Origin of the sequence: Fulverythrobacter ferritrahens (assembly GCF_020539485.1) — a bacterium.
In the GTDB taxonomy this organism is placed as follows: domain Bacteria; phylum Pseudomonadota; class Alphaproteobacteria; order Sphingomonadales; family Sphingomonadaceae; genus Andeanibacterium; species Andeanibacterium ferritrahens.
Window position 1 is genome coordinate 1,244,020 of sequence record NZ_JACDXU010000001.1, and the last position, 24,463, is coordinate 1,268,482.

The following is a 24,463-nucleotide window of genomic DNA, read 5'->3' on the forward strand; positions in this document are numbered from 1 at the left end:
CGAAAGCCTATCAAGCCGGTTCAGTCTTCCGTCAGCGCAGCAGGTTTAGAGCCCCCTTACATACGGGGCCGCGAACCACTCGGCGGCATGACCAAAGGAGATGCCGCATGACTATCGCAAGACTGCTTCGGACGAGCGGTTTCGCAGCACTCGCCGCCGCTATGGTGGTGACCGCGCTCCCGGCTCAGGCCTGGGCGCGGGACAATGACAATCGCACCAGCGCGTCCAGCCGGCCGGGTGACCGGGGCGGTTCGGATCGCGGTGCGCGCCAGCAGCAACGCCAGGGATGGACGAGCAGCCAGCGCGAAAGCGCCCGGTCGGACAATCCCCGCCGCCAGCCCCAGCAGCGCAGCGAGCGAGCCCAGCAGCGCGCGGAGCGCCCGCAGCAGCCCGCGAATTCCAGCTATCGCCCCACCCCCGCGCCACGCCCCGCCGCGCAGGCAAGCGCACCGGGACGGGACAATTACCGCCCGGATCGCGACAGGACCCGCCCTGATCGGGCTGGCACGAACCGGAGCCCCAACAGAGGCCCCATTGCCAGTCGACCCGGCGGCGCGCCTCCTGCCCAGGGCACGGCCGGCTATCAGAACCGGGATCGCGACAGGGATCAGGCGCGCGACCGTGACCGTTGGGACCAGAACCGGCGCGAGTGGCGCGATAATGACCGCAACCGCAGCTATCGCGACAATGATCGCAACCGGTCCTACCGCGATGGTGACAGGAACCGTTCCTATCAAAACCGCGACCGGGATCATCGCCAGTGGGATCACAGGTGGCGCGACAATCATCGCTATGACTGGCGCGGCTACCGCAACAGCCACCGCAATGTCTTCCATGTGGGGATCTATTACGCGCCCTATCGCAATTACTACTACCGGCGGCTGAACGCCGGGTTCTTCCTGGACGCGCTGTTCTATTCGAACCGGTACTGGATCAACGACCCGTGGCAGTATCGCCTGCCGGAAGCCTACGGCCCCTATCGCTGGGTACGCTATTATGACGATGCCCTGCTGGTGGACACCTATTCAGGCGAAGTGGTGGACGTGATCTACGACTTCTTCTGGTGACAGCCGAGTAGGGATCATGGAGCTCCCGACGCCGGGAGAGTGGCCCGGCAGACAGGGCAAGTCCCCCGCCTCACGGTGGGGGACTTGTTCGTTCAGGCTCCCAGAAATCGGGCCGGAGTGATCAGGCCTTGGGCGTGCCAAAGGGCAACATACGGAACAGATTGCCGTCCTTGTCCACGAAAGTGTGCTTCAGCGCACCCAGCACGTGGAGCACGATCAGTGCCAGCATCACCGTGCCGCCCGTGGCATGCGCCTCGAAGATCGTGTGGCCCATCTCGGGATTCTTGCCGACCGGCAGCATGGGCAGCGTGAACACGCCGAACACATCCAGCGCCAGCCCATAGAAGGATTGGCCGAGCCAGCCGCCCAGCGGAAGACCGATCAGCAGCATATAGAAAAGGATATGCACCGTCCTGGCGCTTTTCCGTTCCCAGGGCTTGAGCGTGGAAGCGAGCGGCGGCGGTGTCTTGGCCAGGCGCCACAATAGCCGCAGGACAGTGAGGATCAGGATCACGATCCCCAGCGCCTTGTGCTGATCCATCACTCGCATCTGTTCCGCGATTTCCAGATTTTCGGTCGATTCCGCGATCCGCCAGTTCACGATCACCGCGATCGCGATCAACCAGTGGAACAGCATGGCCACCGATGAGTAACGCGCCTGCGTCATATCCCGTCTCCTCTTCTTCCCCGAAGCCCAGTGTTACCGGCCAGCTTCGAGGCGGCAAGGAAAACTATTCCTTGGTGCTGTCAGCAGCCTGACCTTCCACATGCCCCATCACCCGCGCCAGCCGGTCCAGTTTGTGGGAAAGGCGGATAAGTTCCAGCTGGGCGCGCAGGTTCACTTCGTAATCGTGGCGAGCGGCGATGCGGTCTTTCTTCGCCTGCCGGTTCTGGCTCATCATGATGATCGGCGCCTGCACGGCGGCCAGCATGGAAAGCATCAGATTGAGGAAGATGAAGGGATAGCGGTCAAACGGGGCGAACCCCAGCGCGGCGAAGACATCGCTGTTGATCACCACCCAGGCAAGCAGGACAAGGCCGAAGCCCACGATGAAGCCCCAGCTGCCGCCCACTGCCGCAACCTTGTCGGCCAGCCGATCGCCGAAACCGGCGTGGATCTGGTCCGCCTCTTCCCGGTCGCCAACGAACACCGTTCCGGCGGCGACACGCCTGATCACGCGCTGTTCGTCCGGCTCCAGATCCTCAAGTTCGCGGCCCAGCAATTCGCGGGCCAGTCTGTGAGGATCGGCCGGTTCGTTCACTTGGCCAGCGCTTCCGCGATCAGGCGCCGGGTATTGGCCACCCCATAGAGCGCGATGAAGCTGCCCATGCGCGGGCCCTGGCTGGAGCCGAGCAGGGTTTCGTAAAGCGCCTTGAACCAGTCACGCAGGCTTTCGAAACCGAAGCGTTCATCCTTGCCGATTTCGTAGACTTCGGTCTGCAGATCCTCGGCCGATGCACCTTCCGCAGTGGTCGCCAGCACCGCGTCGAGCGCCGCCAGCGCCGCTGCCTCATTGGCGTCAGGCGCGCGGCGGACCAGCGTGGGGGCCACGAAATCGCGATTATAGGCCAGCGCCTTATCGACCAGAATGTTCAGTTCCGGATGATGCTTGGGATCGGCATCGTGGACGTAATTGCCCAGGTAATTCCACACCTGCTCATGCGTGGCATGCGTGCCCAGCACGCCCACCAGATTGAGCAGCAGGCCATAAGTGACCGGCAGCGTATCGCCATCGCCGCCATGATAGCCATTGGCGCGCAGCAGGTTCCACACCGGGTTACCCAGTTGCTGTTCCACCGGCTGTTCGGGAATCTTGGCGCGGAACTGCCAATATTCGTCCACCGCGCGCGGGATCACGCCGACATGCAGCTGCTTGGCGCTCTTGGGTTCGCGGAACAGGTAGAAGCCCAGCGATTCCTCGCTGCCATAGGTCAGCCATTCCTCGATGGTCAGGCCATTGCCCTTGGACTTGGAAATCTTCTCGCCATTGGCATCGAGGAACAGCTCGTAGATCATGCCTTCCGGCTTACGCCCGCCAAGAATCTGCGCGATCTTGCCCGACTGGGTGACGCTGTCGGTCAAATCCTTGCCGCACATTTCGTAATCGACGCCCAGCGCGACCCAGCGCATCGCCCAGTCGACCTTCCATTGCAGCTTGGACTTGCCGCCCAGGATCGACTGTTCGACCACTTCGCCGTCATCCTCGAACCGGACGGTGCCGGCTTCGGCATCCACCACTTCGATGGGCACTTGCAGCACATGGCCGCTCTTCTCGCTGATCGGCAGCACGGGCGAATAGGTCTTGCGGCGTTCTTCGCGCAGGGTGGGCAGCATCACGCCCATGATCGCATCGTAATGCTTTAGGACGTTCTTCAGCGCATCGTCGAACTCGCCGGAATCGTAACGGTCCGACGCAGCGACGAATTCATAGTCGAAGCCGAAGCGATCGAGGAAATCGCGCAGCATCGTGTTGTTGTGATGGGCGAAGCTGGCGTGGCCTTTCTCGAAGGGGTCGGGAATGCGGCTCAGCGGCTTGTGCAGGTTTTCGCGCAGCACGTCGCCATTGGGGATATTGTCGGGCACCTTGCGCAGCCCGTCCATATCGTCGGAAAAGGCGATCAGGCGCGTGGGATGGCCGCCGGTCAGCACTTCATAGGCGCGGCGCACCAGCGTGGTGCGCAGCACTTCCTGGAAAGTGCCGATATGCGGCAGGCCCGAAGGACCATAGCCGGTTTCGAAGATCACGGGGGCAAGATTGCCCGCCGCATCGCGCTTGCCGCCCGGAAAGCGTTTGGCGAGGCGCTGCGCCTCCTGAAAAGGCCAGGCCTTGGATGTCTGTGCGGCGGCGATCAGTGCTTCATTGGTCATGGCGCGGGTCCATTGCGCCTTGCGCGCCATTTCGCAAGTGCGGCGATTCGAAACTTGCGAAAAAGGCACGCAATTCCGCCGAAGTTGACAAGGTTGACACAGTACAAATCGGAAAGATCGCCACCCCGCCCGCACCGCTCCCGGCCATGGAAAGCGAGGGAGAAACAGGGGGCGAAGGCAGCAGCATCCCACCATGCTATCGCATCGCCTGCCTGTAGGACATGCGAAAGAGGCGACCGCTTGCGCGGCCGCCTCCCTCTCCAACCGGCATAGGTCAGGCCGCCTGGAGATTCCTGCGAGCAAGCTCCGGCCAGACTTCCGGATAATCGCTCAGATCGATCCAGGGATCGGCCCGCTCGAAACGGCGACCGATGGACTGGATGATCAGCCGGGCGCGCTTGAGGCGAGCCCGGCGCGAACGGAACGGATTGGCCTTGTCCGGCGGCGCATCCATCATCCGCTTGAGCAGAGCATCGCGTTCCGCGAAGCTGGCAGGCGACGTGGGGGGCAGATCCACCGCACCCCGGCTATGGCGCGAACGGGCCATGAAACGCGGCTGCACAGTGAGCGGAATGCGGCTCGGAGCAATGGTATTGGCCACCGGCGCGGCATCACCGTTAAAGGCGGTGACGGGAACCGGGGCCACCGGAACCGTAGCGACCGGATCAGGGCGGCGTTCCACTGCCGCACGCGTCACGCGGGGCGGATTTGCCTCCGGCTTGCGGCGACGGCGCAGCGGGCCGCTGAACAGGGCCAGCAACAGAACCGTGCCCGCAGCACCCCAGGCGATGCCATCAATCGCGGAAATCACGGGATTGCCGGTATCGTTCGGACTGCCTGCGGCGGAAGCGGTGTCTTCAAGCAGCGGCTCGCTTTCCGGCGCCGTATTCTCGGCCGGGAAGTAATCCGTATCCACCGCAGGTGGAGCAATCACCGGGCCATCCACCGTTGCAGCCTCGTTCACCGGAGCAGGCGGAGCGGCCTCCTCACCAACTACACGCGGAGTTGCACGCTGCTGGACGGGAGCGGCTTCACGCGCGGCCTGGGAGGCTGGCCCGCTGCGTTCTTCCGTAACGGCGCCTTCCTCCTCGACGGGCAGCGGCTGCACTACCGGGCTGGATTGCATGATCGGCGCCGGGGCAGTCGCAGCCTGAGGTGCGGCAGAAGGCGTCGCGGGGGGGATAGCGGGCGTTTCCGCAGGTTGGGGCGGCGTGGCCGGTTCCAGCGGGGGAACGATCTCGGGGGGCGGTGCGGCAGGCGGGTCCACCTGAGGGGGGACGACCTGAGCTGACAGCCCGGTTGAACCAAGCACAAGTACCGCGGCAATCGCGGCAGTCGCGCAACGAGCGGATGTGATTTTCCTTTCCATAGTGGAAGTAAAACGCCCGCCCGCCGGGCCACGTTCCTTCATCTACGGTTCACGGTTTAGGCAAAATTCGCAGTTTTCCTTGATTTTTGCCCCCACCAAACGAGGCAACCGGAAAATGACTTGCGATGGGTTGAGACGATTAGAAACGGAATGAGTAATGACCCAGAACGACTTGCCGACATGGCTCAACAGTTCGTCTCAAGGGGTTTTCCGGCATGGGATGGGAACCCAGCTTGCCCATTGTTCTCAATACGTTCTAAACTCCGTGCCCGCCGATATTCGAGGAGAGGAACTATGAGCTATACCGGGCACTGCCATTGCGGCGCCGTAACCTTCACCGTGGAGGCTGACCTTCCGGAAAACGCCGTCGAGTGCAATTGCAGCCATTGCAGCGACAAGGGGCTGATCCTCACTTTCGTGCCCGCCGGTCAGTTCACGCTGGACAAGGGCGCTGGCAATCTTGGCGAATATCGCTTCAACACCCGCACAATCGCCCATCGCTTCTGCACCATTTGCGGCTGCGAGCCCTTTGCCGAGGGGACCAGCCCCAATGGCGAGATGCGCGCAATCAACCTGCGCTGCGTCGATGCTGCGGATCTTTCGGCAATCCGGCTCGACCCGGTGGACGGCGCGTCTTACTGACGGGGCGTGACTCAGCCCCTCCCCCTTCCCGCGCTCCATGCCAGCCACGCCGGCAGCTGGCTGCGCGCGGCCAATGGTTCCACCCGCACGGTGGGCAAGGGGGAAGCAATCATGGCGGCGGCCGATACGCCGCTGCTGCTGCTCAATGCCCCGCTGGTGGCCACCCGGCTGGGCTATCCGGACCTCTCCGGGCTGGATTTGCTGGAACTCTTCGCCTTCATCCACCCCGCCCGCTTCTGCGTGCCCACGCCCAAGGGCCTGGCCCATGCGCTGGGGCTGGAAGAGCCGGCCAGCGACGATACCGTGCCCGCTTTGCTCCAGCTGGCGGCGGGCAAGCTGCTGGAAACCTGCGAGAGCCCCGAATGGCAGGAGCGGGAGGGTGCGTGGAGCGTGCTCCAGTCGCTGATGCGGCTGCGCTGGCCCTGGGCGCAAGTGATCGCCCCGCATATTCGCCAGCCCGAGCGTGCCGAACGCTGGCTGTTCACGCGCCTGCCCGAATGGGAAGAAGTGCCCGAGCGCCCGCAGCCCGCGCAGGTCACTCTTTCGCCGGACGAGGTGCGCGCCCGCCTCGCCATGCTCACCGGAACGGGCGCGGAAGAACGCGAAAGCCAGCGCGCCTATGCGGCGGAAGCGGCCGGGGCCTTCTCCCCGAGAGACCGGCGCGGCGTGCCGCATATGCTGCTGGCGCAGGCGGGAACCGGCATCGGCAAGACGCTGGGCTATCTCGCCCCGGCCTCGCTCTGGGCAGAAAAATCCGGCGGTACGGTGTGGGTCTCCACCTTCACCAAGAACCTCCAGCGCCAGCTCCGCAAGGAAAGCCGCCGCGCCTGGCCCGATAACCGCGCCGATGGATCCCAGCCAGTGGTGGTACGCAAGGGGCGGGAGAATTACCTCTGCCTGCTCAATCTGGAAGATGCGCTGCAAGGCGGCTTTGGCGGGCGCGCGGCGGTGCTGGCGCAACTGGTCGGGCGCTGGGCGGCATACACCCAGGATGGCGACATGATCGGCGGGGATCTGCCCGGCTGGCTCGGCACCCTGTTCCGCAACCGCGCGATCCGCAGCCTGACCGACCAGCGCGGCGAATGCGTCTATGCCGGTTGCCCGCATTATCGCAAATGCTTCATCGAACGCGCCGCGCGAGCCAGCGCCCAGGCCGATCTGGTGATCGCCAATCACGCGCTGGTGATGGTCAACGCCGCGCGGGGCCGCGATCATGCCCAGCGTCCTACCCGCATCGTGTTCGACGAAGGCCATCACGTATTCGATGCCGCCGATTCCACTTTCGCGGCGGAACTGACGGGGCTGGAATGCGTGGAGCTGCGCCGCTGGATTACCGGGCCCGAACGCGGATCGAAAGGCCGCCGCCGCGGCCTCGCCGCCCGGCTGGCGGACATCGCCTCTTATGACGAGGCGGGCGGAAAGGCCGTGGCCGACGCCGTTACCGCCGCCGAGGCACTGCCGGGCGAAGGCTGGCTGCAACGCCTCTCCGAAAACCAGCCTTCCGGCCCCTTGGAGGAACTGCTCGCCGGCGTGCGCGCCCTTACCTATGCCCGCGACGAAAGCGGTGGGCAGGAGGCGGGCTATGCCATCGAAACCGAGGCCGCCCAGCTGGACGGCAATTTCATCGAGCTGGCACAACAGGCGGCGCAGGCTCTGGCAGCGATCCGCTCGCCCTTGATGAAGCTCTCCGTCCGGCTGGAAGCAATTCTGGAAGATCCGCCGGATTGGCTCGATGGCCCCGGCCGTGCCCGCATCGAAGGGGCGCGCTATTCGCTCAAATGGCGCATCGACATGCTCGCCTCGTGGGAAGCCCTGCTTGACCGGATGGGCGGCCCGGCAGACCCGGATTTCGTCGACTGGCTGGCGGTCGACCGCTCCGATGCGCGCGAATACGATATCGGCCTGCACCGGCGCTTCCTCGATCCGATGAAGCCCTTTGCGCAAGTGGTGCTGGAACCCGCGCATGGCGTGATGCTGACCAGCGCCACGCTGAAGGACGGCGGCGAATGGCAGGCCGCCCTCGCCCGTTCGGGCGCGAACTGGCTCGATTCCGCGCCCATGCTGACCGAGCATGAAAGCCCGTTCGACTATGCCTCCAATGCCGAAGTGCTGATCGTCACCGATGTGAAGAAGGGCGACATTGCCGCGCTGGCCGGCGCCTATGCCCGCATTATCGAGGCATCGAAGGGCGGCGTTCTGGGCCTGTTTACCGCGATCCGCCGGTTGCGCGCGGTCCATGGCCGCATTGCCGACCGGCTGGCGCGCAATGGCCTGCCGCTTTACGCCCAGCATGTCGATCCGATCGACACCGGCACTTTGGTGGACATTTTCCGCGACGATCCACGCGCCTCGCTCCTCGGCACCGATGCCCTGCGCGACGGGGTGGACGTTCCCGGTGAATCCCTGCGCTGCGTGGTGATGGAGCAGGTGCCCTGGCCCAAGCCCTCCATCCTGCACCGCGCCCGCCGCGCGGCGGGCGGCGGCAGTTCCTTCGATGACCGGATCATCCGCGCGCGTCTGGCCCAGGCCTTCGGGCGGCTGATCCGCAGCAAGGACGACAAGGGCCATTTCGTGGTTCTCTCGGCCGCTTTTCCTACCCGGCTGACGACTGCTTTCCCCAAGGGCACGCCTGTCATCCGCCTGTCGCTCGATGAGGCTTTACATCGGATCGCGAGCGGTGTTTCTGGGGGCAGCGAAGCGATTCCGGCCCCTCCGGCATCGCCGCTGGAAGGATCCTCGCCCTGGTGAAACTGCTCGGCCTCCTGCGCCATGCCAAATCGGACTGGGACGATGTCGGCCTGCGCGATTTCGATCGCGGGCTGAACGAGCGCGGCCGCAAAGGCGCGGCGCTGATGGGGAAACATATCCGCGACCATGGCGTGGAATGGGATTATGTCATCGCCAGCCCGGCCGAGCGCGTAAAGCGCACGCTGGAAGCCGCCGGGATCGATGGCGCCGTCCATTGGCAGGACCGGGCCTATCTGGCCAGTTCCAGCACTCTGATGGATCTGCTGCGCCATGTGGAAGGCGATCCGGCCAGCATATTGCTGTCAGGCCATAATCCTGGCCTGCAGGAACTGATCTTTGATCTTGTGCCCCCCCACGCGGAAAACACATTGTTCGATACGGCGGCCCAGAAATATCCGACCGCGACCTTCGCCGTGCTGGAACTGGATATTGACGACTGGGCTCAGCTGGAGCCCAATTCGGGCCGGCTGATCTATCTCGCCCGCCCGCGCGACCTCGATCCCGCTCTGGGGCCCGAAAAACGCCGCTGAACCTGATAGCGCACCAGAAGAAAGCGGGGGCGTCACTCCGCCCGCGCTTCTCCTGCTTCAACCGTTGCCCAGAACCTCAACCGTCAAGCGCGGCTGCCAGCCGATCACGGATGGCGCGCAGCTGGGGAAGAATGTCCACCGACGTGCGGATTGCCTGTTCGCGCGGCTGCACTGGCGGCGCAGGCATAGCGGGGGCGGAAGCTGCAACGGCTCCGCCGGACAGCGCCTGACACGCGCCCTTCAGCGTATAGCCTTCGCGGTTCACTAGCCGGTCGATCATGTCGACCATGCGAATATCTTCCGGCCGGTAATATCGGCGCCCACCACTGCGCTTGAGCGGCTTGAGCATCGGGAACTGCTGTTCCCAATAACGCAGCACATGCTGCTTGATGCCCAGCGCGCGCGCTACTTCGCCGATGGTGCGCAGCGCATCGGCATCCTTGCCGTCGCTGAACCTCGGATCCCCTGCCACTCTGTACCTGCTTTCCTGTTATCAGCCTTGACCGACGCGGTCCTTCAGGATCTGGCTGGCACGGAAAGTCAAGACGCGGCGCGGCGTGATCGGCACCTCGACGCCAGTCTTGGGGTTGCGCCCGATGCGTTCATTCTTGTCGCGTAACAGGAAGGTGCCAAAACCTGAAATCTTGACATTTTCTCCCCGCTCCAGAGCCTCGCACATGTGATCGAGTATCGCCTCAACCATCGCAAGCGACTCCGCACGGGAGAATCCCATCTTGCGATTGATCACCTCCGCGAGGTCCGCGCGTGTAAGCGTGCCAACCGAACGCATCATCTTCCCGTCCCCTGTTCAGATCATCTGGACAGTTCCAATGTGAACAACCTAACACTTTGTGAGGACATAGCAATATTTCCCGCATTTCTGCGGTTAGTTCGGATATCCGAAGTTTTCAGAAAATCACATGCGCAGCAGGCTGGCACCCCATGTGAAGCCGCCGCCCATGGCTTCCAGCATAACCAGATCGCCTGCTTTGATACGACCGTCGCGTACGGCGGCATCAAGTGCAAGAGGCACCGAAGCGGCCGAAGTATTGGCATGATGATCGACTGTTACGATCACTTTTTCGTTAGCCAGGCCAAGTTTACGTGCCGTGGCATCCAGGATGCGGGCATTGGCCTGATGCGGTACCACCCAATCGAGGTCAGCGGCAGTAAATCCCGACTCTTCAAGTACTTCCTGAAGAACTTCAGCCAGATTCACCACTGCGTGACGAAAAACCTCACGGCCTTTCATGCGCACCTTGCCCACCGTGCCGGTGGAAGAAGGGCCGCCATCAGTGAACAGTAGTTCGTTATGGGCGCCATCGGCGTGGAGACGGGTGGTGAGCACCCCCGGACCGCCTTCCGCAACCTCTTCTGCGGCAAGGAGAACAGCCCCTGCACCATCACCGAAAAGGACGCAGGTGGCACGGTCTTCCCAGTCCAGAATCCGGCTGAAGGTTTCCGCACCGATCACCAGAGCATGCTTGGCCATTCCGGTGCGAAGCAGCGAATCGGCTACGCCAAGCGCATAAAGAAAGCCCGAGCAGACGGCGGACACGTCAAAGGCGATTCCGCCGTTGCAGCCCAGCGCGTCCTGCACCTTGGTGGCAGTCGCGGGGAAGGTCTGATCCGGTGTCGCAGTGGCCAGCACGATCAGATCGACCGCGCTTGCATCCACCCCGGCGGCGGCCAGCGCGTTGCGCGCGGCTTCGGTCGCCAGGGTGGCGGTGGTTTCCCCTTCGCCCGCCACATGGCGCGAGCGAATCCCCGTGCGCTCAACGATCCATTCGTCGCTCGTGTCGACAAGGCGGGCAAGCTCGTCATTGCTCACCACGCGCGACGGAAGGGCGGAACCGGTACCCTTGACCACGGAACGGATCATACTGCGTTCTCTTTATCTTGCCCGTTGGCGGAAGAATTGCGGTTATGGCGCAGCCGTTCCTCGCCCAATTCGGCAAGGTCGGCTGATATCCGTTCGGTGATGCTGGCTTCCAGCAGCCGGGCGGTCACTGCCACGGCATTGGCCACGCCCTTGGCATTCGCGCTGCCATGGCTTTTCACGACCACGCCATTGAGCCCAAGGAAAACGGCGCCATTGTGATTGTTGGGATCCAGATGGTGGCGCAACAGCTCGGTCGCGGGCCTGCTCACCAGGAAGCCGAATTTGGAGCGCAGCGAGCTCTGGAAGCTGCGGCGCAGCAGATCGGCCACGAAACGTGCCGTTCCTTCCACTGCCTTGAGCGCGATATTGCCCGAAAATCCATCGGTCACCACCACATCCACATCGCCGCGCGACAGGCCATTGGCCTCCACGAAGCCTTCGAACTGCATGGCAAGGCCGGTCGCCTCGCGCAGGCGCGCGGCGGCTTCCTGGAGTTGTTCGGTGCCCTTATTGTCTTCGGTACCGATGTTGAGCAGCCGCACGCGCGGCGCTTCACGCCCGGTGACAATGCGGGAATAGGCTGCGCCCATGATGGCGAACTGCACCAGATTGCGGGCATCGCAATCAGTATTGGCGCCCAGATCGAGCATCACCAGATCGCTTTCGCCCAGAGTGGGCATCAGCGCGGCGAGCGCGGGGCGGTCAATCCCGGGCATGGTGCGCAGGGCAAGCTTGGCCATGGCCATCAGCGCGCCGGTATTCCCGGCACTGACGGCAGCGCCGGCATGGCCCTGCTTCACGGCATTGATCGCCATGCCCATGGAAGTGGTGCGTGCACGGCGCAGGGCCTGCGTGGGCTTTTCATCGCCCGACACCACATCCGCGGAATGGAGGATTTCAGAAGCCCCGCGCAGATTGGGATGATTTTCGAGCGCACGCTTGATGCGCTCCTCATCCCCGACCAGCAGGAACTTGAAGCGGTCATGGCGACGGCGGGCAAGCGCCGCGCCTTCGACCATCACGCGCACGCCTTCATCGCCGCCCATCGCATCGACGGCGATACGCGGCAGATTCATGCGCTTACCCCTGGAAGAGGGTCAGGAGCCATTACCGGCGCCTACGAGGCGTCCAAATGGCAAACATATCGGACCACAAAACGCGCCGCGACGGCCCGACGCCATCGCAAGCGTTTTGTGGTCCGATATGGCAGCCATTTGGGCGTCCCTGCGGGATTTGACCGAAATGGCCCATTGCTGCGTCCGAAGGGCTGGAAATATCGACATATTCCTGCGCCCTTCCTCCTCGCACTGAGCCATTTCGCTTCAAACCTCGAAGGTGCCGGTAATGGTTCCTGACCCTTCGGCCTTAGAGGCCAACAGCGACGATCTCGCGCCCGTTATAGTGGCCGCAATGCGTGCACAGATTGTGCGGGCGCTTCAGTTCGCCACAGTTCGAGCATTCGTGGAATGCTTCAACCTTGAGCGCGTCGTGCGAACGGCGCATACCCCGGCGGGAGGGACTGGTTTTTCTCTTGGGGACAGCCATCGCGGCACCTGTTCCTGCAAAATTCTAGATCGGTTTAATCAAATCGCCCTATGCGATGACCCGGCAATGCACAAGTGCGTGGCACCTGTGTGCTGGCCGGGATCGCGGCTGGCGGTGAAGGCGCGGCCTATAGCGATTTTCACGTGCGTTGCAACCTCTCCCGGTCATATAGGGCAACCACGCCGCTCAGGGGAGAAAGAATGCCATGGACCTTACCGTAACCCTTACATCCACGGCGGTCGCCGCGATCATCGGCATATGGCTCGCTTTCAGGGTCGTGCAGCTGCGCCAGCGTTTTTCCATCGCGCATGGCCACGGGGATAATGACGCCCTCATGCGCCGGATGCGCGCCCAGCTGAACTATGCGGAGAACACGCCGCTGGTGCTGCTGCTGGTCGGCGCGATCGAGCTTTCCGGCAAGGCCGGGATCTGGCTCTCTTACGTAGCGGCGATCTACTTCCTGGGCCGCCTTGCCCATGCAGTCGGGATGGACAGCGCAGGCGTGCCGATAACTCGCAAGCTGGGCATGGCATCCACCTTCCTCGTGCTGATCGGCCTTGCGATTTATGCACTGTTGATCGCGCTGAAGATCGTCTGACGGAAAGGACGAGGCTCGGCGTAGGGCCTGGCGATTCTCTGAAGCTCGCGGACTTCCGAAGTTCCGCACGGCGGGGAGGATAAATCCCTCCGCACGGGTAAGCCCACCCCGGCTTACCGCAAACTTTGTTTCCCGCGGATCAAGGGCAGCGGCCCGGTCCCTGATTACCCGGCGACCGCCGCGTCGCTGACATAGGGATTATCCACCCGCTCCTGCGCAAAAGTGCTGACCGGGCCATGGCCGGGGATGAAGGTCACATCGCCCAGCGGCCAGAGCTTCTGCGTGATCGAGGCGATCAGATCGGCGTGATTGCCCAGCGGAAAATCGGTCCGCCCGATGGAGCCGCGGAACAGGACATCGCCCACGATGGCAAAGCGCGTCGGCCGGTTGAAGAACACCACATGGCCGGGCGTATGGCCGGGGCAGTGAATCACTTCCAGCTCCACCTCGCCCAAGGTGACTTTATCGCCGTCGTGCAACCAGCGATCCGGCTCGAAAATCTCGCCATGCAGGCCCCAGCGGCGGCCATCCTCGTCCAGCCGGGCGATCCAGAACCGGTCCGCCTCGTGAGGGCCCTCGATGGGCAGGCCCAGTTCCTTCGCCAGAATGCCCGCCTGCCCGCAATGGTCGATATGGCCATGGGTGACGAGCAGCTTTTCCAGCGTCACGCCCGCCCTGCGCACGGCATCCTTGAGCTTGTCGAGATCGCCGCCGGGATCGACCAGTGCGCCCTTCATCGTCTTCGTGCACCAGATGAGCGAGCAGTTCTGCTCCAGCGGTGTGACGGGAATGATCGCCGCCCGCATTGGAGGCGATTGGGGGGGCGCCTGAGGGGCAGTGTTGGTATCGGACATGTCGCTTAGGTGGCCGGAGGGCGGCGGGATTGCAAGCGCCCCTAGATCCGTCCGCCCTTCCACACGACTCGCCCGATCACATCCACCTCCGCCAGCGGAACTTCAATGGGCGGATAGGCCGGATTGGCGCTGATCAGGGTCAGCATGCCGGGCCGCGCCACCTGGATGCGCTTCACATGCAGCGCCTCGCCCAGGCGGACGACGTGAATGCCTTCGCGCAAGGCACGCAGAGTGCGGTCCACCAGAATCTCGTCCCCGTCGCGCAGCACCGGTTCCATCGAATCGCCCGCCACGGCGATGGCCGAGAGCATCGCTGCGTCGAGCCCTTGTTCGCGCAGCCAGCGGGCGGAAAAACGGAAAGTATCGAACGGCACTTCCTGTGCGGTGAAACTGCCCGGCCCGGCCGAGGCATCGAGCGCCAGCCGGGGCACTTCCACCCAGCCGTCCTTCGAGCGCCCGTCATAGGATTTTTCCGTCGCCCCGCCCAATTCGCTTTCCGCCACGCCGAAGAAGCGGGCCAGCACTTCGCGATCCTCCTCGGCCAGCCGGCGCGGACTGCCCTTGGTGATGAACTGTTGAAGATATGTGCCATTCTTGCCGATCAGGCGCGAGAGGGCGGCAAGGCTCACCCCCCGTTCACCGGCAAGGGCAACAAGGCGTTCGCGAGGATCGCCAGAGGAGCTTCCTACGTGATTTTTCATGATCGCATCCTACACGTAGTATTTTTCCTAGACAAGTAGGATTTCGCAGGCGAGGAAAGTCATATCGAGTCGAAGCCCGGCGGCCCTGCCTCACGGCATTCGGCACTGCCGCACGAACTGGGAGAAGGAGTGACGATGTTGATTCGCAAGATCGAGAAATTCCTGCGGCGCACCGGAATGCCCGCCACGAAATTCGGCAGGCTGGTGGCCCATGACCCACGCTTTGTGCTCGATCTGCGCAACGGCCGCATTCCGCGCCCTCGCACGGAAAAAAATGTAGAACATTTCATGAACAAATACGAGGAGAGCATCCATGCTGGCTGATCATGCCACCCTGCCCCGCGCCACTCACAAGGTGCCCGCCATCCGCCGCCGCACCACTTCCGACAGGCTGAGGGCCGCGCTGCAGATCCTCGCCTGCGGCCATGTGCGGATCGCCAGCCATCGCGAAACCGCCTGGGCCAGCATCACCTTTGCCGGCACCCGTCACCGGCTGGAACTGCTGTTCGAGGGCGTGGAGGCAGTCGAAGCCGGGGAGCATTTCATTGCCGAACTGCCCGATTACGAATTCGACATTCCCCGGCAGCTGGTGGCCGATGCGGCAGTGATGGAAGTCGACCACGCCCTTACGCCCGAACCGCGCCTGGCAGTGAGCGTGGAACTGCTGTTGCTGGAGGATGCGTGATGAAGATCCTCCGCCACCGGGGGAGGGAGACCATCCGCAGGATGGTGGAGGGGCAGGCGCGGCTATTCGCCCACTTCTCGCGCACTTCCTCGCCAGTGCCCCTCTACCCCCGGACTACGTCCGGCGGTCCCCCTCCCCGTTTCGGGGAGGATCAGTACCCCAGCACGGGGTTGAAACGCGGCTCCAGAGGCTCACCCTTACGGTAGCGTTCGCAATTTTCCACGAAACGGATGGCCCCGCGCAGCATGCTTTGCGGCGTGGGAATACCGGAAAGGTGCATGGTGATATGGGCGTTATCGAGATTCCACAAAGGATGCTCCGGCGGCAAAGGCTCCGGATCGGTCACATCCAGCATGGCGGCGAAGATCCGGCGGTGTTTCAGCGCATCGGTCAGCGCCGCCTGATCCACCACATTGGCGCGCGCGAAGTTCACCAGCACTGCCTCGGGCTTCATCGCGGCAATCTCGGCCGGGCCGATCATTCCTTCGGTTTCCGGCGTGCCGGGAACAGTGAGGATGATCCAGTCGAACTCCCCAATCCTCGCCTGCCACTGATCCGGCGTCAGCGCGCCTTCGGCTGGATGGCGCCGCACCGGCACTACCTCCACCCCGAAACCGGCGAGCTTTTCCCCGATCTTCCGGCCGATCGCGCCATAGCCCAGGATCAGCGCCCTGCTGCCAGCCAGATCGCGAATGCCCGGCGCGGCGGCCAGCCATTCATGCCGGTCCTGCGCCCGCACGATGGCCGGATAATTCTTGGCAATGGCCAGCATGCCCAGCACCACGAATTCCGAAACCTGAATATCGGTAAGCCCCGTGCCGTTGGTCAGTTGCACGCCGCGGGTGCGCATTTCCTCCATGGGCAGGAAATCCAGCCCGGCATAAACCGAGTTGAACCATTTCAGGCCCTTCGCCAGCGCAACAGCCTCCAGCAAAGGCGGCTTGTGATGCATGTCGAACCAGCCGATCTCGGCTTCCGGCGCGAGGGCGTGAAGCTCCTCCACCGAATGCCACCAGCGCGGCTCGATCCACTCCGGCAGACGCGATTCCAGCATGGGCCGGGCGAGGCCGGGAAGCACGGCGACAGTTTTCGTCGTCAAAGTTTCCATTCCCAGCCCAGCGGATCGCCGTCCATCACATCCACGCCCTTGGCCGCGAGCTCGTCACGGATCGCGTCGGAGGTGGCGAAATCCTTTTCCGCGCGGGCGGCCTTGCGACGTTCCAGCGCGGCTTCGATCTCTGCCGGATCGATCGCCGCGCCCTTGGGTCGCAGGCGCAGTTCGGCGCGGTCCAGCTCCAGCAGATTGAGGCCCAGCACCGCATCCATCGCGCCCAGCAGGGTCAGCGATTCATCGGTGGGCATCTTCTTGAGCGAGAGCAGTTCCTCAAGGATGGTCAGCGCCACCGGCGTGTTGAGATCGTCGGAAATCGCCTCGTCGAAACGGATCGCCAGCGGGCGCAGGGTTCCGCCGATTCCGTCAAGCAGGCGAGCGAAGGTCCAGCCGCCTTCAGGGGCTTCGACTGGATCTTGCCCCTTGTCGGCATGGCGCTTTTTAAGGGCCTGCACCGCCAGCACCATGCGCTTGAGGCGGGTGAGCGCGGCGGCAAGCCCTTCCCAGCTGAATTCCAGCTCGCTGCGATATTGCGCCTGAAGGCACAGCAGGCGGTAGGCCAGCGGGTGATAGCCCTTGTCGATCAGCAATTGCAGGCGGAGGAATTCGCCGGAGGATTTGCTCATCTTTCCAGAGCGTTCGACCAGGAAGTTATTGTGCATCCACAGGCGCGCGCCGGAATTGGCAGCTTCGGACAAGCCGCCGCAGCCGCAAAACGCCTGATTCTGCGCGATCTCGTTCGGGTGGTGGATTTCGCGGTGGTCGATCCCGCCGGTGTGGATGTCGAAGGGGAAGCCAAGAAGCTTGCCGCTCATCACCGAGCATTCCAGATGCCAGCCCGGTGCGCCCTTGCCCCAGGGCGAATCCCATTCCATCTGGCGCTTCTCGCCCTCGGGCGTCTTGCGCCAGATGGCGAAGTCCGCCGCGTGGCGCTTGCCTTCCACGGCCTCGATCCGGCCTTCCCCCTCATCGGTCGCGGCGCGGGCGAGCTTGCCGTAATCCTCCACGGTCGAAACGTCGAAATAGAGGCCGGAAGGCAGTTCGTAGCAATGCTTGTCCGCGATGCTCTTCGCGAAATCGAGCATGTCTTCGATATAGTTCGTGGCGATGGACCAGTCGGCCGGCTGGCGGATGTTCAGAGCCTTGATGTCCGCCCAATAGGCTTCGGTATAATGGCGGGCGATCTCCCAGATGGACTGCGCCTTCTCCGCAGCCATCTTTTCCATCTTGTCCTCGCCCTGATCGGCATCGTCCGTCAAATGGCCGACATCGGTGATGTTGATCACATGGGTGAGCTTGAAGCCCTTCCAGCTGAGCGTGCGGCCCAGCACATCCGCGAAGACATAGGCCCGCATATTGCCGATATGGGGGTAATTATAGACGGTGGGCCCGCAGCTATAGACCCGAGCTTCCCCGGGATGGACCGGAGTGAAATATTCCGCCTGGCGGGTGAGGCTGTTGAACAGCGTAAGAGGTGCGCCTTCGATCATATGCGCGGCTTTGGTCCGAAGGCGGGGCCTTGGTCAAGCGGCAGGCGCTTACTCGCTGGCGAGTTCGGGTTCGGGAATGTCGATTGAGGCCAGTTTCCATGAGAGGCCACTGCGCGTGAAGACCAGCGCGGGATAGGCCTCGCCATTCTCGCCCTTGGGGACGGCTCGGAAACTGTTCAGGCCGGTGCGCTCCACATCCCAGTCAATTTCCCTGGCGGGCTTGCCATCGCGCATGGGCACGAGGCTGCCGGTAACCAGCAGCGCCGCCATGCCATCGGGCGTGATGACGCTATCCACCACCCCGTCCAGAAAGCCCGAGGCGAGCAGCGCACCCGCGCCCTGCATGGGATTACTCTCGCCGCGTTTCGACGCTTCCTGCGCGATCTGTTCGCGCATCTGCTGCTTGAGGGAAGTCCGGAGGGCGGGAAAATCGATCGATTCCTCCAGCGCGCCGCGATCAGCCTCCCGAGCGGCATCGCGCAAGGCATCCATTGCGATCCAGGGCGAAACGAAGGCCCAGGCGGCGGCCAGCAACAGGGCCAGCACGCCACCGCTCAGGATCAGTTTGCGCATGAGGGGCCTCTCCTTGCTCCGGAATATGCAAATCTGGGTCTGGGGCCTTCCCTTATCGGGCGCAAGCTGAACGAAATCAGACCACCACGCGGTGAGCTGCGGCCCCCTACCCTCAATCCACCTCGAACAGATCGGCCAGCTGCTCGATAATCGTGCCGCCCAATTGCTCGACATCCATGATGGTCACCGCGCGTTTGTAATAGCGGGTCACGTCATGGCCGATGCCGATGGCGACGAGCTGGACCGGGCTCTGCTTCTCGATCCAGTCGATCACCTTGCGCAGATGCTGTTCCAGATAGCCGGCGGAATTCACGCTGAGAGTGGAATCGTCCACCGGCGCGCCGTCGGAAATCACCATCAGGATGCGGCGATCTTCCGGCCGGGCAAGCAGGCGGCTGTGAGCCCACAGCAGGGCCTCCCCGTCGATATTCTCCTTCAGCAGCCCTTCGCGCATCATCAGGCCGAGATTCTTGCGCGCGCGGCGCATGGGCTCGTCGGCCTTCTTGTAGATGATGTGGCGCAGATCGTTGAGGCGGCCCGGCTGGGATGCCTTGCCGCCCTCCAGCCATTTCTCGCGGCTCTGTCCACCCTTCCAGGCACGAGTGGTGAAGCCGAGGATTTCCACCTTCACCCCGCAGCGTTCCAGCGTACGCGCCATGATATCCGCGCTGATGGCCGCGATGGAGATCGGCCTTCCGCGCATGGAGCCGGAATTGTCGATCAGCAGGGTGACGATAGTGTCCTTGAACTCCTGATCCTGCTCCATCTTGTAGGACAGGGAGTGGCCGGGGCTGATCACCACGCGGGCCAGCCGCGCGGCATCCAGCAGGCCTTCTTCCTGATCGAAATCCCAGCTGCGGTTCTGCTGGGCCATCAGGCGGCGCTGGAGACGGTTGGCCAGCTTGGTCACCACGCCCTGCAGGCCCGTCAACTGGCTGTCCAGATAGGCGCGCAGGCGGGTCAGCTCATCCTCGTCGCACAGATCCGTGGCGGAGACGATCTCGTCGAATTCTTCAGTGTAGACCTTATAGTCGAAGGTGGAGGGATCGTCGGTCCAGGGGCGGTTCGGGCGGACCGGCATCATGCCTTCCTCCCCGTCCTCGCCCACATCGCCGTCGGTCATCTCCTGTTCCTGCTCGACCTCCTGCTCGCTCTCGCCGTCATTCTCTCCCTCGCCGTTTTCGGCGGCGGTGTCCTGCTGCTGGCGCTGCTCGTTCTGGGGCTGCTCCTCGCTGCCCTCATCCTCGCCGGACTGATCGCCCGCCTGATCCTCGCCTTCCTCGCTGGAGGGCTGTTCGATCTCCTCGGCGCGGGTCAGTTCCAGATGGCGGAGCATGTCGAGCGTGAGGGACTGGAATGCCTTCTGATCGTCGATGGACAAAGCCAGCCGGTCAAAATCGTCGCCCGCCTTGTCCTCGATCCAGCCGCGAACCATGTTCACGCCCTGCTCGGCGGAGCGCGGCACCGGCTGGCCGGTCAGCTTCTCGCGCAGGATCAGGGCTAGCGCGGTCTGGATCGGCACTTCATCGGCGCTGGTGGCGCGCGAAATTGGGTCTGAAGCCATGCGCATATCCAGCGAGGCCGCCAGATTGCCGCGAATACCGTCGTAATTATTTTCGCCCAGTGCCTCGTATCGCACGGCTTCCACCGCGTCGTAACAGGCCCGCGCCGAAGGCTCGACCGGGGCATGGCGGCCGTGCAGGCCGGGATTGTGGTGCTTCAGGCGAAGCGAGAAACTATCGGCAAAACCGCGCGCCTGCTGGGCCTGCTCCCGCGGCAGGGTGCGGCCCGGCATGGGCACCTTGATCGATTCCCCCACGATGCCGGGCGCATCGGACGTCCAGGTCACGTCAATTTGCGCATCATGCGAAATCGCGCGGGCGGCGCCGGTCAGAGCTTGCTTGAAGCGGTCGAGGGGAGTTTCGTTGGCCATATCAATCTTGCTTAAACACTCGCGCGTTCCGGCGAAAGCGGGAAGCCCGGCAGCGCACTCCCGCAATCAGGCCCCTGCCCGCGCAGCAGCGCATGCTTCTATTTCAGGATGGTCTGCCCGGTCTTCGCCCAATCGGCAAGGAAGCCTTCAATGCCCTTGTCGGTCAACACATGCTTGAACAGGGCGCGGATCACGGCGGGCGGCATGGTGGCCACATCGGCGCCGATCCGCGCGCTTTCCAGCACATGGATGGGATGGCGGATCGAGGCGGCGAGGATTTCCGTCTCGAAATTATAATTGTCGTAGATCAGGCGAATGTCGCGCAGCAGGTCCAGCCCGTCGAACCCGTTATCGTCATGCCGGCCGACGAAGGGCGAAATGAAGCTCGCCCCGGCCTTGGCCGCCAGCAGCGCCTGATTGGCGGAAAAGCACAGGGTGACATTCACCATCGCACCATCGTCGGTCAGTGCCTTGCAGGTCTTCAGGCCATCGACAGTCAGCGGAACCTTGATGCAGACATTATCCGCGATCTTCCGCAGGACTTCCGCTTCCTTCATCATGGTCGGGTGATCGAGCGCGACCACTTCGGCACTGACCGGCCCATCCACCAGCGCGCAGATTTCCTTTGTCACCTCCATGAAATCGCGACCGGACTTGGCGATCAGGCTGGGATTGGTGGTCACACCGTCCAGCAGGCCCGTTGCAGCCAGATCGGCGATTTCAGCAGTATCGGCAGTGTCGACGAAGAATTTCATGGGTCTGTTCCGGCTGGCAATGGGACTCGTGCGGGCGGCTATATGCTTACGGCGCGGGCTAGGCCACCCCGGAACCATCGAGATTCAGCCCACTCCCTCTCGTCATTCCCGCGAAAGCGGGAACCTAGCAGCAACGGTGGAACTGGGTTCCCGCTTTCGCGGGAATGACGAGGAGGGATTAATACCCCGCAGCCAGAGCCCCGATCAGCACAGGGTCTTTCGTGCTGCGCGGATCGGCGCGGATCGCGGCTTCCTGGCGGCCCATTTCGGCCCAGATCGCATCGTCCACTTCGCCTGCGAAATCGCGGGCCAGCGCGGGAACATCCACGCCGGTCAGCGCCGCCAGCGCCTGCCCCACCAGAGGTTCCTGCGAGATACGCAGCGCGTCGGCCAGTTCGGGGGACATTGCCTCGATCAGGCTGCCTGCCATCTGGCCGCGCAGATAGCCAGTCGCCGCAGTCGGCCCGCCTTCCAGCAAGGCCTTGGCATTGGCGATGCCGATCACTTCCACCGCATCGGCCACCAGCGGCGCGGCGCGGCGAGCCCCCCGTTCGGCCATATGGTTGAATTCGCGCTGGAGCCTGTCCTTGAACACCACCGAGGTGAGAATACCCGCGAGGATATTCCCGCGTGAGCCGAGCGCGCCGGGCAGGTCCAGTCGGGTCAGTTGATTGTCCCAGAAACCACCGGGGGCCATCAGCCGCGCAAAGGCGTTGGCCTGCGCATGATAGAGCAAGCGGCGCACCGCATCGACCAGGCTGTATCGCCGCATCGTCTCGCAGCCGGGCAGCGCCAGCAGCGCGGCGGCCGCCGCACCGGCCAGCACCATCCTGCGGCCCAGCCTTGCCTCGCCAGCCATTTCCACGTTGCGTTCCGTCATCCGATCCTCCCGCGCTTGCGATGCAGCCCTGTGCAGCCCATTAAGCACCGCATATCATGAACCGCGTCAGACTGCTCCACTTCAACGCCGCACTCGGCCCGCTGGACTACCGGCTGCCCGAAGGAATGGACGCGCCGCCCGGAACGGTAGTGTCTGCCCCCCTCGGCCCGCGCCAGATCATCGGCATCGTGTGGGAGAAAGGCCGGCTGCCCGCCGACGAAGTGCCCGATGCCAAGCTGCGCCCGCTGCTGGGCAAGCTGCCCGTCCCGCCGCTGAAGGAGAGCCTGCGGCGGCTGATCGAATGGACGGCGGATTATTATTGCGCCCATCCCGCCTCGGTCGCGCGCATGGTGCTTTCCAGCGGCGGGGCGCTGAAAGGCCCGGCGACGATGACCGAATATCGCCTGACCGACCAGACGCCGGAGCGCATGACGCCCCAGCGCGAGGCGGCAATCGACGCCTTGCAGGGCGAGCAGGCGACCATCCGCGAACTGGCGGGAATCGCAGGCGTTTCCGAAGGGGTGCTGCGCGGCCTCGTCAATCAGGGCGTGCTGGAGCCGGTGGAAGTCGATTGCGACCGGCCCTTCGAGCGGGCGCGGCCGGATTTTCATCTACCCTCCCTCTCACCCGCTCAGCGCGAAGTGGCGGACCGGTTCGCGGGCGCAGTGAGCGAAGGCGGCTTTGCCCCCTTCCTGCTTGATGGCGTTACAGGATCGGGCAAGACGGAAACCTATTTCGAAGGCATCGCGGAAGCCCTGAAGAAGGGCCAGCAAGTGCTCGTCCTGCTGCCAGAAATCGCGCTGACCGAAGCCTTCCTGCGCCGTTTCGAGGACCGTTTCGGCGCGCCGCCCGTCACCTGGCATTCCTCGCTCAAATCCACCGAGCGGCGGCGGGCATGGCGGGCAATTGCGGCTGGCACGGCGCAGGTCGTAGTCGGGGCTCGTTCCGCCCTGTTCCTGCCCTATGCCAATCTCGGCCTGATCGTGGTGGATGAAGCGCATGAGGTGAGCTTCAAGCAGGACGATGGCGTGCGCTACAATGCCCGCGACGTTGCCGTGATGCGCGCCCGGTTCGAGAAGATTCCGGTGATCCTCGCCAGCGCGACCCCGGCGCTGGAAAGCCTCCAGATGGCAGAGGCCGGGATTTACGAGAAGCTGGATCTGCCCAGCCGCTTCGGCGGGGCGGAACTGCCTGACATCGAAACCCTGGACCTTACCAAGGAGCCGCCCCAGCGTGGCCACTGGATCGCGCCCCGGCTGGTGGAGGAAATGAAGGTGCGGCTGGAACGCGGCGAACAATCGCTGCTGTTCCTCAACCGGCGCGGCTATGCCCCGCTCACCCTATGCCGCCATTGCGGCTATCGCTTCCAGTGCCCCAATTGCAGCGCCTGGCTGGTGGAGCACCGCCTGTCCCGCCGCCTCGCCTGCCACCATTGCGGACATGAGACGCCCACGCCCGACAAGTGCCCCGAATGCGGCGAGCCCGATTGTCTGGTCGCCTGCGGCCCCGGCGTGGAGCGCATTGCCGATGAAGTGGCGGAAATCCTGCCCGAGGCGCGGGTGGCTATCGCCACATCGGACACGCTGAACTCGCCCGAGAAGATCGCCCATTTCGTCGGCTCGGTGGAAGAAGGCGCGGTGGATGTGATCGTGGGCACGCAGCTCGTCACCAAGGGCTTCCACTTTCCCGAGCTGACGCTGGTCGGCGTTGTCGACGCCGATCTGGGCCTCGAAGGCGGCGATCTGCGCGCGGCGGAGCGGACCTATCAGCAGGTAGCGCAGGTAGCGGGCCGCGCCGGCCGTGGGGAGAAACGCGGCGAGGTGATCATCCAGACCCGCCATCCCGATGCCCCGGTGATCGCCGCCCTTGCCGCCGGAGATCGCGACGCCTTTTACGAGGCGGAGGCAGAGGCGCGCCGCCACGCCGGCGCCCCACCCTTCGGCCGCTGGGCCGCGATCATCGTTTCCAGCGAGGATGAGAACGAGGCGCGGGAGGCTGCGCGCCAGATCGGCGCGACCCGGCCCAATCTGCCCGACGTCCAGATTCTGGGCCCCGCTCCTGCCCCCTTGAGCCTTCTTCGGGGCCGGTATCGCCACCGCCTGCTGATCAACGCCCGCCGCTCAGCGCAATTGCAGGATGTGATCCGGGAATGGCTGGGCTCTTTGAAATTTCCCGTTGGCGTGCGGGTCAATGTCGATATCGACCCCTATAGTTTCGTCTGAACGCCCGCC

25 protein-coding genes are annotated in these 24,463 nt (G+C 63.9%); 8 read left to right on the plus strand and 17 right to left on the minus strand.

Annotated features, from left to right (window positions below):
- The first annotated feature begins 107 nt into the window (after window positions 1-107).
- A complete protein-coding gene (locus tag H0274_RS06020) occupies window positions 108-1,067 on the plus strand; it encodes an RcnB family protein (protein WP_226794010.1) in 960 nt (319 codons plus the stop codon).
- A 121-nt stretch (window positions 1,068-1,188) separates the two neighbouring features.
- On the opposite strand, the gene H0274_RS06025 is transcribed toward H0274_RS06020, so the two are convergent.
- The 4 genes from H0274_RS06025 to H0274_RS06040 all read right to left on the minus strand — a co-directional run bounded on the left by H0274_RS06025 (window position 1,189) and on the right by H0274_RS06040 (window position 5,248).
- A complete protein-coding gene (locus H0274_RS06025; protein WP_226794011.1) occupies window positions 1,189-1,734 on the minus strand; it encodes a cytochrome b in 546 nt (181 codons plus the stop codon).
- 64 nt (window positions 1,735-1,798) lie between these two features.
- Window positions 1,799-2,329, minus strand: coding sequence for a DUF1003 domain-containing protein (locus H0274_RS06030; RefSeq protein WP_226794012.1), 531 nt, complete (start codon window positions 2,327-2,329; stop codon window positions 1,799-1,801).
- On the minus strand, window positions 2,326-3,936 hold the full coding sequence (locus H0274_RS06035) for a lysine--tRNA ligase (RefSeq protein ID WP_226794013.1): 1,611 nt from the start codon (window positions 3,934-3,936) through the stop codon (window positions 2,326-2,328). Before H0274_RS06035 ends, H0274_RS06030 begins: the two co-directional genes overlap by 4 nt.
- A 274-nt stretch (window positions 3,937-4,210) precedes the next feature.
- Window positions 4,211-5,248 (minus strand): hypothetical protein, encoded by a 1,038-nt coding sequence (locus tag H0274_RS06040; RefSeq protein WP_226794014.1) that lies wholly within the window; start codon window positions 5,246-5,248, stop codon window positions 4,211-4,213.
- A 351-nt stretch (window positions 5,249-5,599) separates the two neighbouring features.
- Here H0274_RS06040 and H0274_RS06045 point away from each other — a divergent pair, with 351 nt between their 5' ends.
- From H0274_RS06045 to H0274_RS06055, 3 genes are read left to right on the plus strand one after another with little or no spacing between them, the layout of a single operon-like run.
- Entirely contained in the window at window positions 5,600-5,947 is a 348-nt protein-coding gene (locus tag H0274_RS06045; RefSeq protein ID WP_226794015.1) for a GFA family protein, read from the plus strand.
- A gap of 6 nt (window positions 5,948-5,953) precedes the next feature.
- Window positions 5,954-8,695: an ATP-dependent DNA helicase gene (locus tag H0274_RS06050; protein ID WP_226794016.1), complete on the plus strand. Its 2,742-nt coding sequence runs from the start codon at window positions 5,954-5,956 to the stop codon at window positions 8,693-8,695.
- The gene (locus tag H0274_RS06055; protein ID WP_226794017.1) at window positions 8,692-9,225 is read left to right on the plus strand and encodes a SixA phosphatase family protein; all 534 of its coding nucleotides are present in this window, start codon (window positions 8,692-8,694) and stop codon (window positions 9,223-9,225) included. Before H0274_RS06050 ends, H0274_RS06055 begins: the two co-directional genes overlap by 4 nt.
- A 76-nt stretch (window positions 9,226-9,301) precedes the next feature.
- On the opposite strand, the gene H0274_RS06060 is transcribed toward H0274_RS06055, so the two are convergent.
- The 5 genes from H0274_RS06060 to rpmF form a co-directional block, all read right to left on the minus strand.
- Complete coding sequence (locus H0274_RS06060) at window positions 9,302-9,697, minus strand: MerR family transcriptional regulator (protein ID WP_226794018.1); 396 nt, start codon at window positions 9,695-9,697, stop codon at window positions 9,302-9,304.
- 21 nt (window positions 9,698-9,718) lie between these two features.
- A complete protein-coding gene (locus tag H0274_RS06065; RefSeq protein WP_461395894.1) occupies window positions 9,719-10,015 on the minus strand; it encodes an integration host factor subunit alpha in 297 nt (98 codons plus the stop codon).
- A 126-nt stretch (window positions 10,016-10,141) separates the two neighbouring features.
- Entirely contained in the window at window positions 10,142-11,107 is a 966-nt protein-coding gene (locus H0274_RS06070; protein WP_226794020.1) for a beta-ketoacyl-ACP synthase III, read from the minus strand.
- A complete protein-coding gene (gene plsX / locus H0274_RS06075) occupies window positions 11,104-12,183 on the minus strand; it encodes a phosphate acyltransferase PlsX (RefSeq protein ID WP_226794021.1) in 1,080 nt (359 codons plus the stop codon). Before plsX ends, H0274_RS06070 begins: the two co-directional genes overlap by 4 nt.
- 289 nt (window positions 12,184-12,472) lie before the next feature.
- Complete coding sequence (gene rpmF, locus H0274_RS06080; protein ID WP_226794022.1) at window positions 12,473-12,652, minus strand: 50S ribosomal protein L32; 180 nt, start codon at window positions 12,650-12,652, stop codon at window positions 12,473-12,475.
- A 205-nt stretch (window positions 12,653-12,857) separates the two neighbouring features.
- Between rpmF and H0274_RS06085 the strand changes: the two genes are divergently transcribed.
- The gene (locus tag H0274_RS06085; RefSeq protein WP_226794023.1) at window positions 12,858-13,250 is read left to right on the plus strand and encodes an MAPEG family protein; all 393 of its coding nucleotides are present in this window, start codon (window positions 12,858-12,860) and stop codon (window positions 13,248-13,250) included.
- A 164-nt stretch (window positions 13,251-13,414) separates the two neighbouring features.
- On the opposite strand, the gene H0274_RS06090 is transcribed toward H0274_RS06085, so the two are convergent.
- Window positions 13,415-14,056 (minus strand): MBL fold metallo-hydrolase, encoded by a 642-nt coding sequence (locus H0274_RS06090; protein ID WP_226794458.1) that lies wholly within the window; start codon window positions 14,054-14,056, stop codon window positions 13,415-13,417.
- 89 nt (window positions 14,057-14,145) lie between these two features.
- Entirely contained in the window at window positions 14,146-14,805 is a 660-nt protein-coding gene (locus tag H0274_RS06095) for a S24 family peptidase (protein ID WP_226794024.1), read from the minus strand.
- Between the two features lie 135 nt (window positions 14,806-14,940).
- On the opposite strand from H0274_RS06095, the gene H0274_RS06100 reads away from it, so the two are divergent.
- The gene (locus H0274_RS06100; RefSeq protein WP_226794459.1) at window positions 14,941-15,129 is read left to right on the plus strand and encodes a hypothetical protein; all 189 of its coding nucleotides are present in this window, start codon (window positions 14,941-14,943) and stop codon (window positions 15,127-15,129) included.
- Complete coding sequence (locus H0274_RS06105; protein WP_226794025.1) at window positions 15,119-15,490, plus strand: hypothetical protein; 372 nt, start codon at window positions 15,119-15,121, stop codon at window positions 15,488-15,490. Before H0274_RS06100 ends, H0274_RS06105 begins: the two co-directional genes overlap by 11 nt.
- A 151-nt stretch (window positions 15,491-15,641) precedes the next feature.
- On the opposite strand, the gene H0274_RS06110 is transcribed toward H0274_RS06105, so the two are convergent.
- The 6 genes from H0274_RS06110 to H0274_RS06135 all read right to left on the minus strand — a co-directional run bounded on the left by H0274_RS06110 (window position 15,642) and on the right by H0274_RS06135 (window position 22,232).
- Entirely contained in the window at window positions 15,642-16,589 is a 948-nt protein-coding gene (locus H0274_RS06110; protein ID WP_226794026.1) for an NAD(P)-dependent oxidoreductase, read from the minus strand.
- Window positions 16,586-18,091, minus strand: a complete 1,506-nt coding sequence (cysS, locus tag H0274_RS06115) for a cysteine--tRNA ligase (RefSeq protein WP_226794027.1) — start codon at window positions 18,089-18,091, stop codon at window positions 16,586-16,588. The genes H0274_RS06110 and cysS overlap by 4 nt, the downstream gene beginning before the upstream one ends.
- A gap of 48 nt (window positions 18,092-18,139) precedes the next feature.
- A complete protein-coding gene (locus H0274_RS06120) occupies window positions 18,140-18,664 on the minus strand; it encodes a DUF2939 domain-containing protein (protein ID WP_226794028.1) in 525 nt (174 codons plus the stop codon).
- Window positions 18,665-18,776: 112 nt separating this feature from the next.
- Entirely contained in the window at window positions 18,777-20,597 is a 1,821-nt protein-coding gene (gene cobT, locus H0274_RS06125) for a cobaltochelatase subunit CobT (protein WP_226794029.1), read from the minus strand.
- Between the two features lie 98 nt (window positions 20,598-20,695).
- The gene (fsa, locus tag H0274_RS06130; RefSeq protein WP_226794030.1) at window positions 20,696-21,352 is read right to left on the minus strand and encodes a fructose-6-phosphate aldolase; all 657 of its coding nucleotides are present in this window, start codon (window positions 21,350-21,352) and stop codon (window positions 20,696-20,698) included.
- A gap of 178 nt (window positions 21,353-21,530) precedes the next feature.
- The gene (locus tag H0274_RS06135) at window positions 21,531-22,232 is read right to left on the minus strand and encodes a DUF4197 domain-containing protein (protein WP_226794031.1); all 702 of its coding nucleotides are present in this window, start codon (window positions 22,230-22,232) and stop codon (window positions 21,531-21,533) included.
- A 56-nt stretch (window positions 22,233-22,288) separates the two neighbouring features.
- On the opposite strand from H0274_RS06135, the gene H0274_RS06140 reads away from it, so the two are divergent.
- Window positions 22,289-24,454: a primosomal protein N' gene (locus H0274_RS06140; RefSeq protein ID WP_226794032.1), complete on the plus strand. Its 2,166-nt coding sequence runs from the start codon at window positions 22,289-22,291 to the stop codon at window positions 24,452-24,454.
- Window positions 24,455-24,463: the final 9 nt, after the last annotated feature.

What these genes read in the sequence shown, in the direction of transcription:
- H0274_RS06020 (WP_226794010.1), top strand. Translation starts at nt 108, where the DNA reads ATGACTATCGCAAGACTGCTTCGGACGAGCGGTTTCGCAGCACTCGCC.
- H0274_RS06025 (WP_226794011.1), bottom strand. Translation starts at nt 1,734, where the DNA reads ATGACGCAGGCGCGTTACTCATCGGTGGCCATGCTGTTCCACTGGTTG.
- H0274_RS06035 (WP_226794013.1), bottom strand. Translation starts at nt 3,936, where the DNA reads ATGACCAATGAAGCACTGATCGCCGCCGCACAGACATCCAAGGCCTGG.
- H0274_RS06045 (WP_226794015.1), top strand. Translation starts at nt 5,600, where the DNA reads ATGAGCTATACCGGGCACTGCCATTGCGGCGCCGTAACCTTCACCGTG.
- H0274_RS06065 (WP_461395894.1), bottom strand. Translation starts at nt 10,015, where the DNA reads ATGCGTTCGGTTGGCACGCTTACACGCGCGGACCTCGCGGAGGTGATC.
- H0274_RS06070 (WP_226794020.1), bottom strand. Translation starts at nt 11,107, where the DNA reads ATGATCCGTTCCGTGGTCAAGGGTACCGGTTCCGCCCTTCCGTCGCGC.
- plsX (WP_226794021.1), bottom strand. Translation starts at nt 12,183, where the DNA reads ATGAATCTGCCGCGTATCGCCGTCGATGCGATGGGCGGCGATGAAGGC.
- rpmF (WP_226794022.1), bottom strand. Translation starts at nt 12,652, where the DNA reads ATGGCTGTCCCCAAGAGAAAAACCAGTCCCTCCCGCCGGGGTATGCGC.
- H0274_RS06085 (WP_226794023.1), top strand. Translation starts at nt 12,858, where the DNA reads ATGGACCTTACCGTAACCCTTACATCCACGGCGGTCGCCGCGATCATC.
- H0274_RS06090 (WP_226794458.1), bottom strand. Translation starts at nt 14,056, where the DNA reads ATGCGGGCGGCGATCATTCCCGTCACACCGCTGGAGCAGAACTGCTCG.
- H0274_RS06095 (WP_226794024.1), bottom strand. Translation starts at nt 14,805, where the DNA reads ATGAAAAATCACGTAGGAAGCTCCTCTGGCGATCCTCGCGAACGCCTT.
- H0274_RS06100 (WP_226794459.1), top strand. Translation starts at nt 14,941, where the DNA reads ATGTTGATTCGCAAGATCGAGAAATTCCTGCGGCGCACCGGAATGCCC.
- H0274_RS06105 (WP_226794025.1), top strand. Translation starts at nt 15,119, where the DNA reads ATGCTGGCTGATCATGCCACCCTGCCCCGCGCCACTCACAAGGTGCCC.
- cysS (WP_226794027.1), bottom strand. Translation starts at nt 18,091, where the DNA reads ATGATCGAAGGCGCACCTCTTACGCTGTTCAACAGCCTCACCCGCCAG.
- H0274_RS06120 (WP_226794028.1), bottom strand. Translation starts at nt 18,664, where the DNA reads ATGCGCAAACTGATCCTGAGCGGTGGCGTGCTGGCCCTGTTGCTGGCC.
- cobT (WP_226794029.1), bottom strand. Translation starts at nt 20,597, where the DNA reads ATGGCCAACGAAACTCCCCTCGACCGCTTCAAGCAAGCTCTGACCGGC.
- fsa (WP_226794030.1), bottom strand. Translation starts at nt 21,352, where the DNA reads ATGAAATTCTTCGTCGACACTGCCGATACTGCTGAAATCGCCGATCTG.
- H0274_RS06135 (WP_226794031.1), bottom strand. Translation starts at nt 22,232, where the DNA reads ATGACGGAACGCAACGTGGAAATGGCTGGCGAGGCAAGGCTGGGCCGC.
- H0274_RS06140 (WP_226794032.1), top strand. Translation starts at nt 22,289, where the DNA reads ATGAACCGCGTCAGACTGCTCCACTTCAACGCCGCACTCGGCCCGCTG.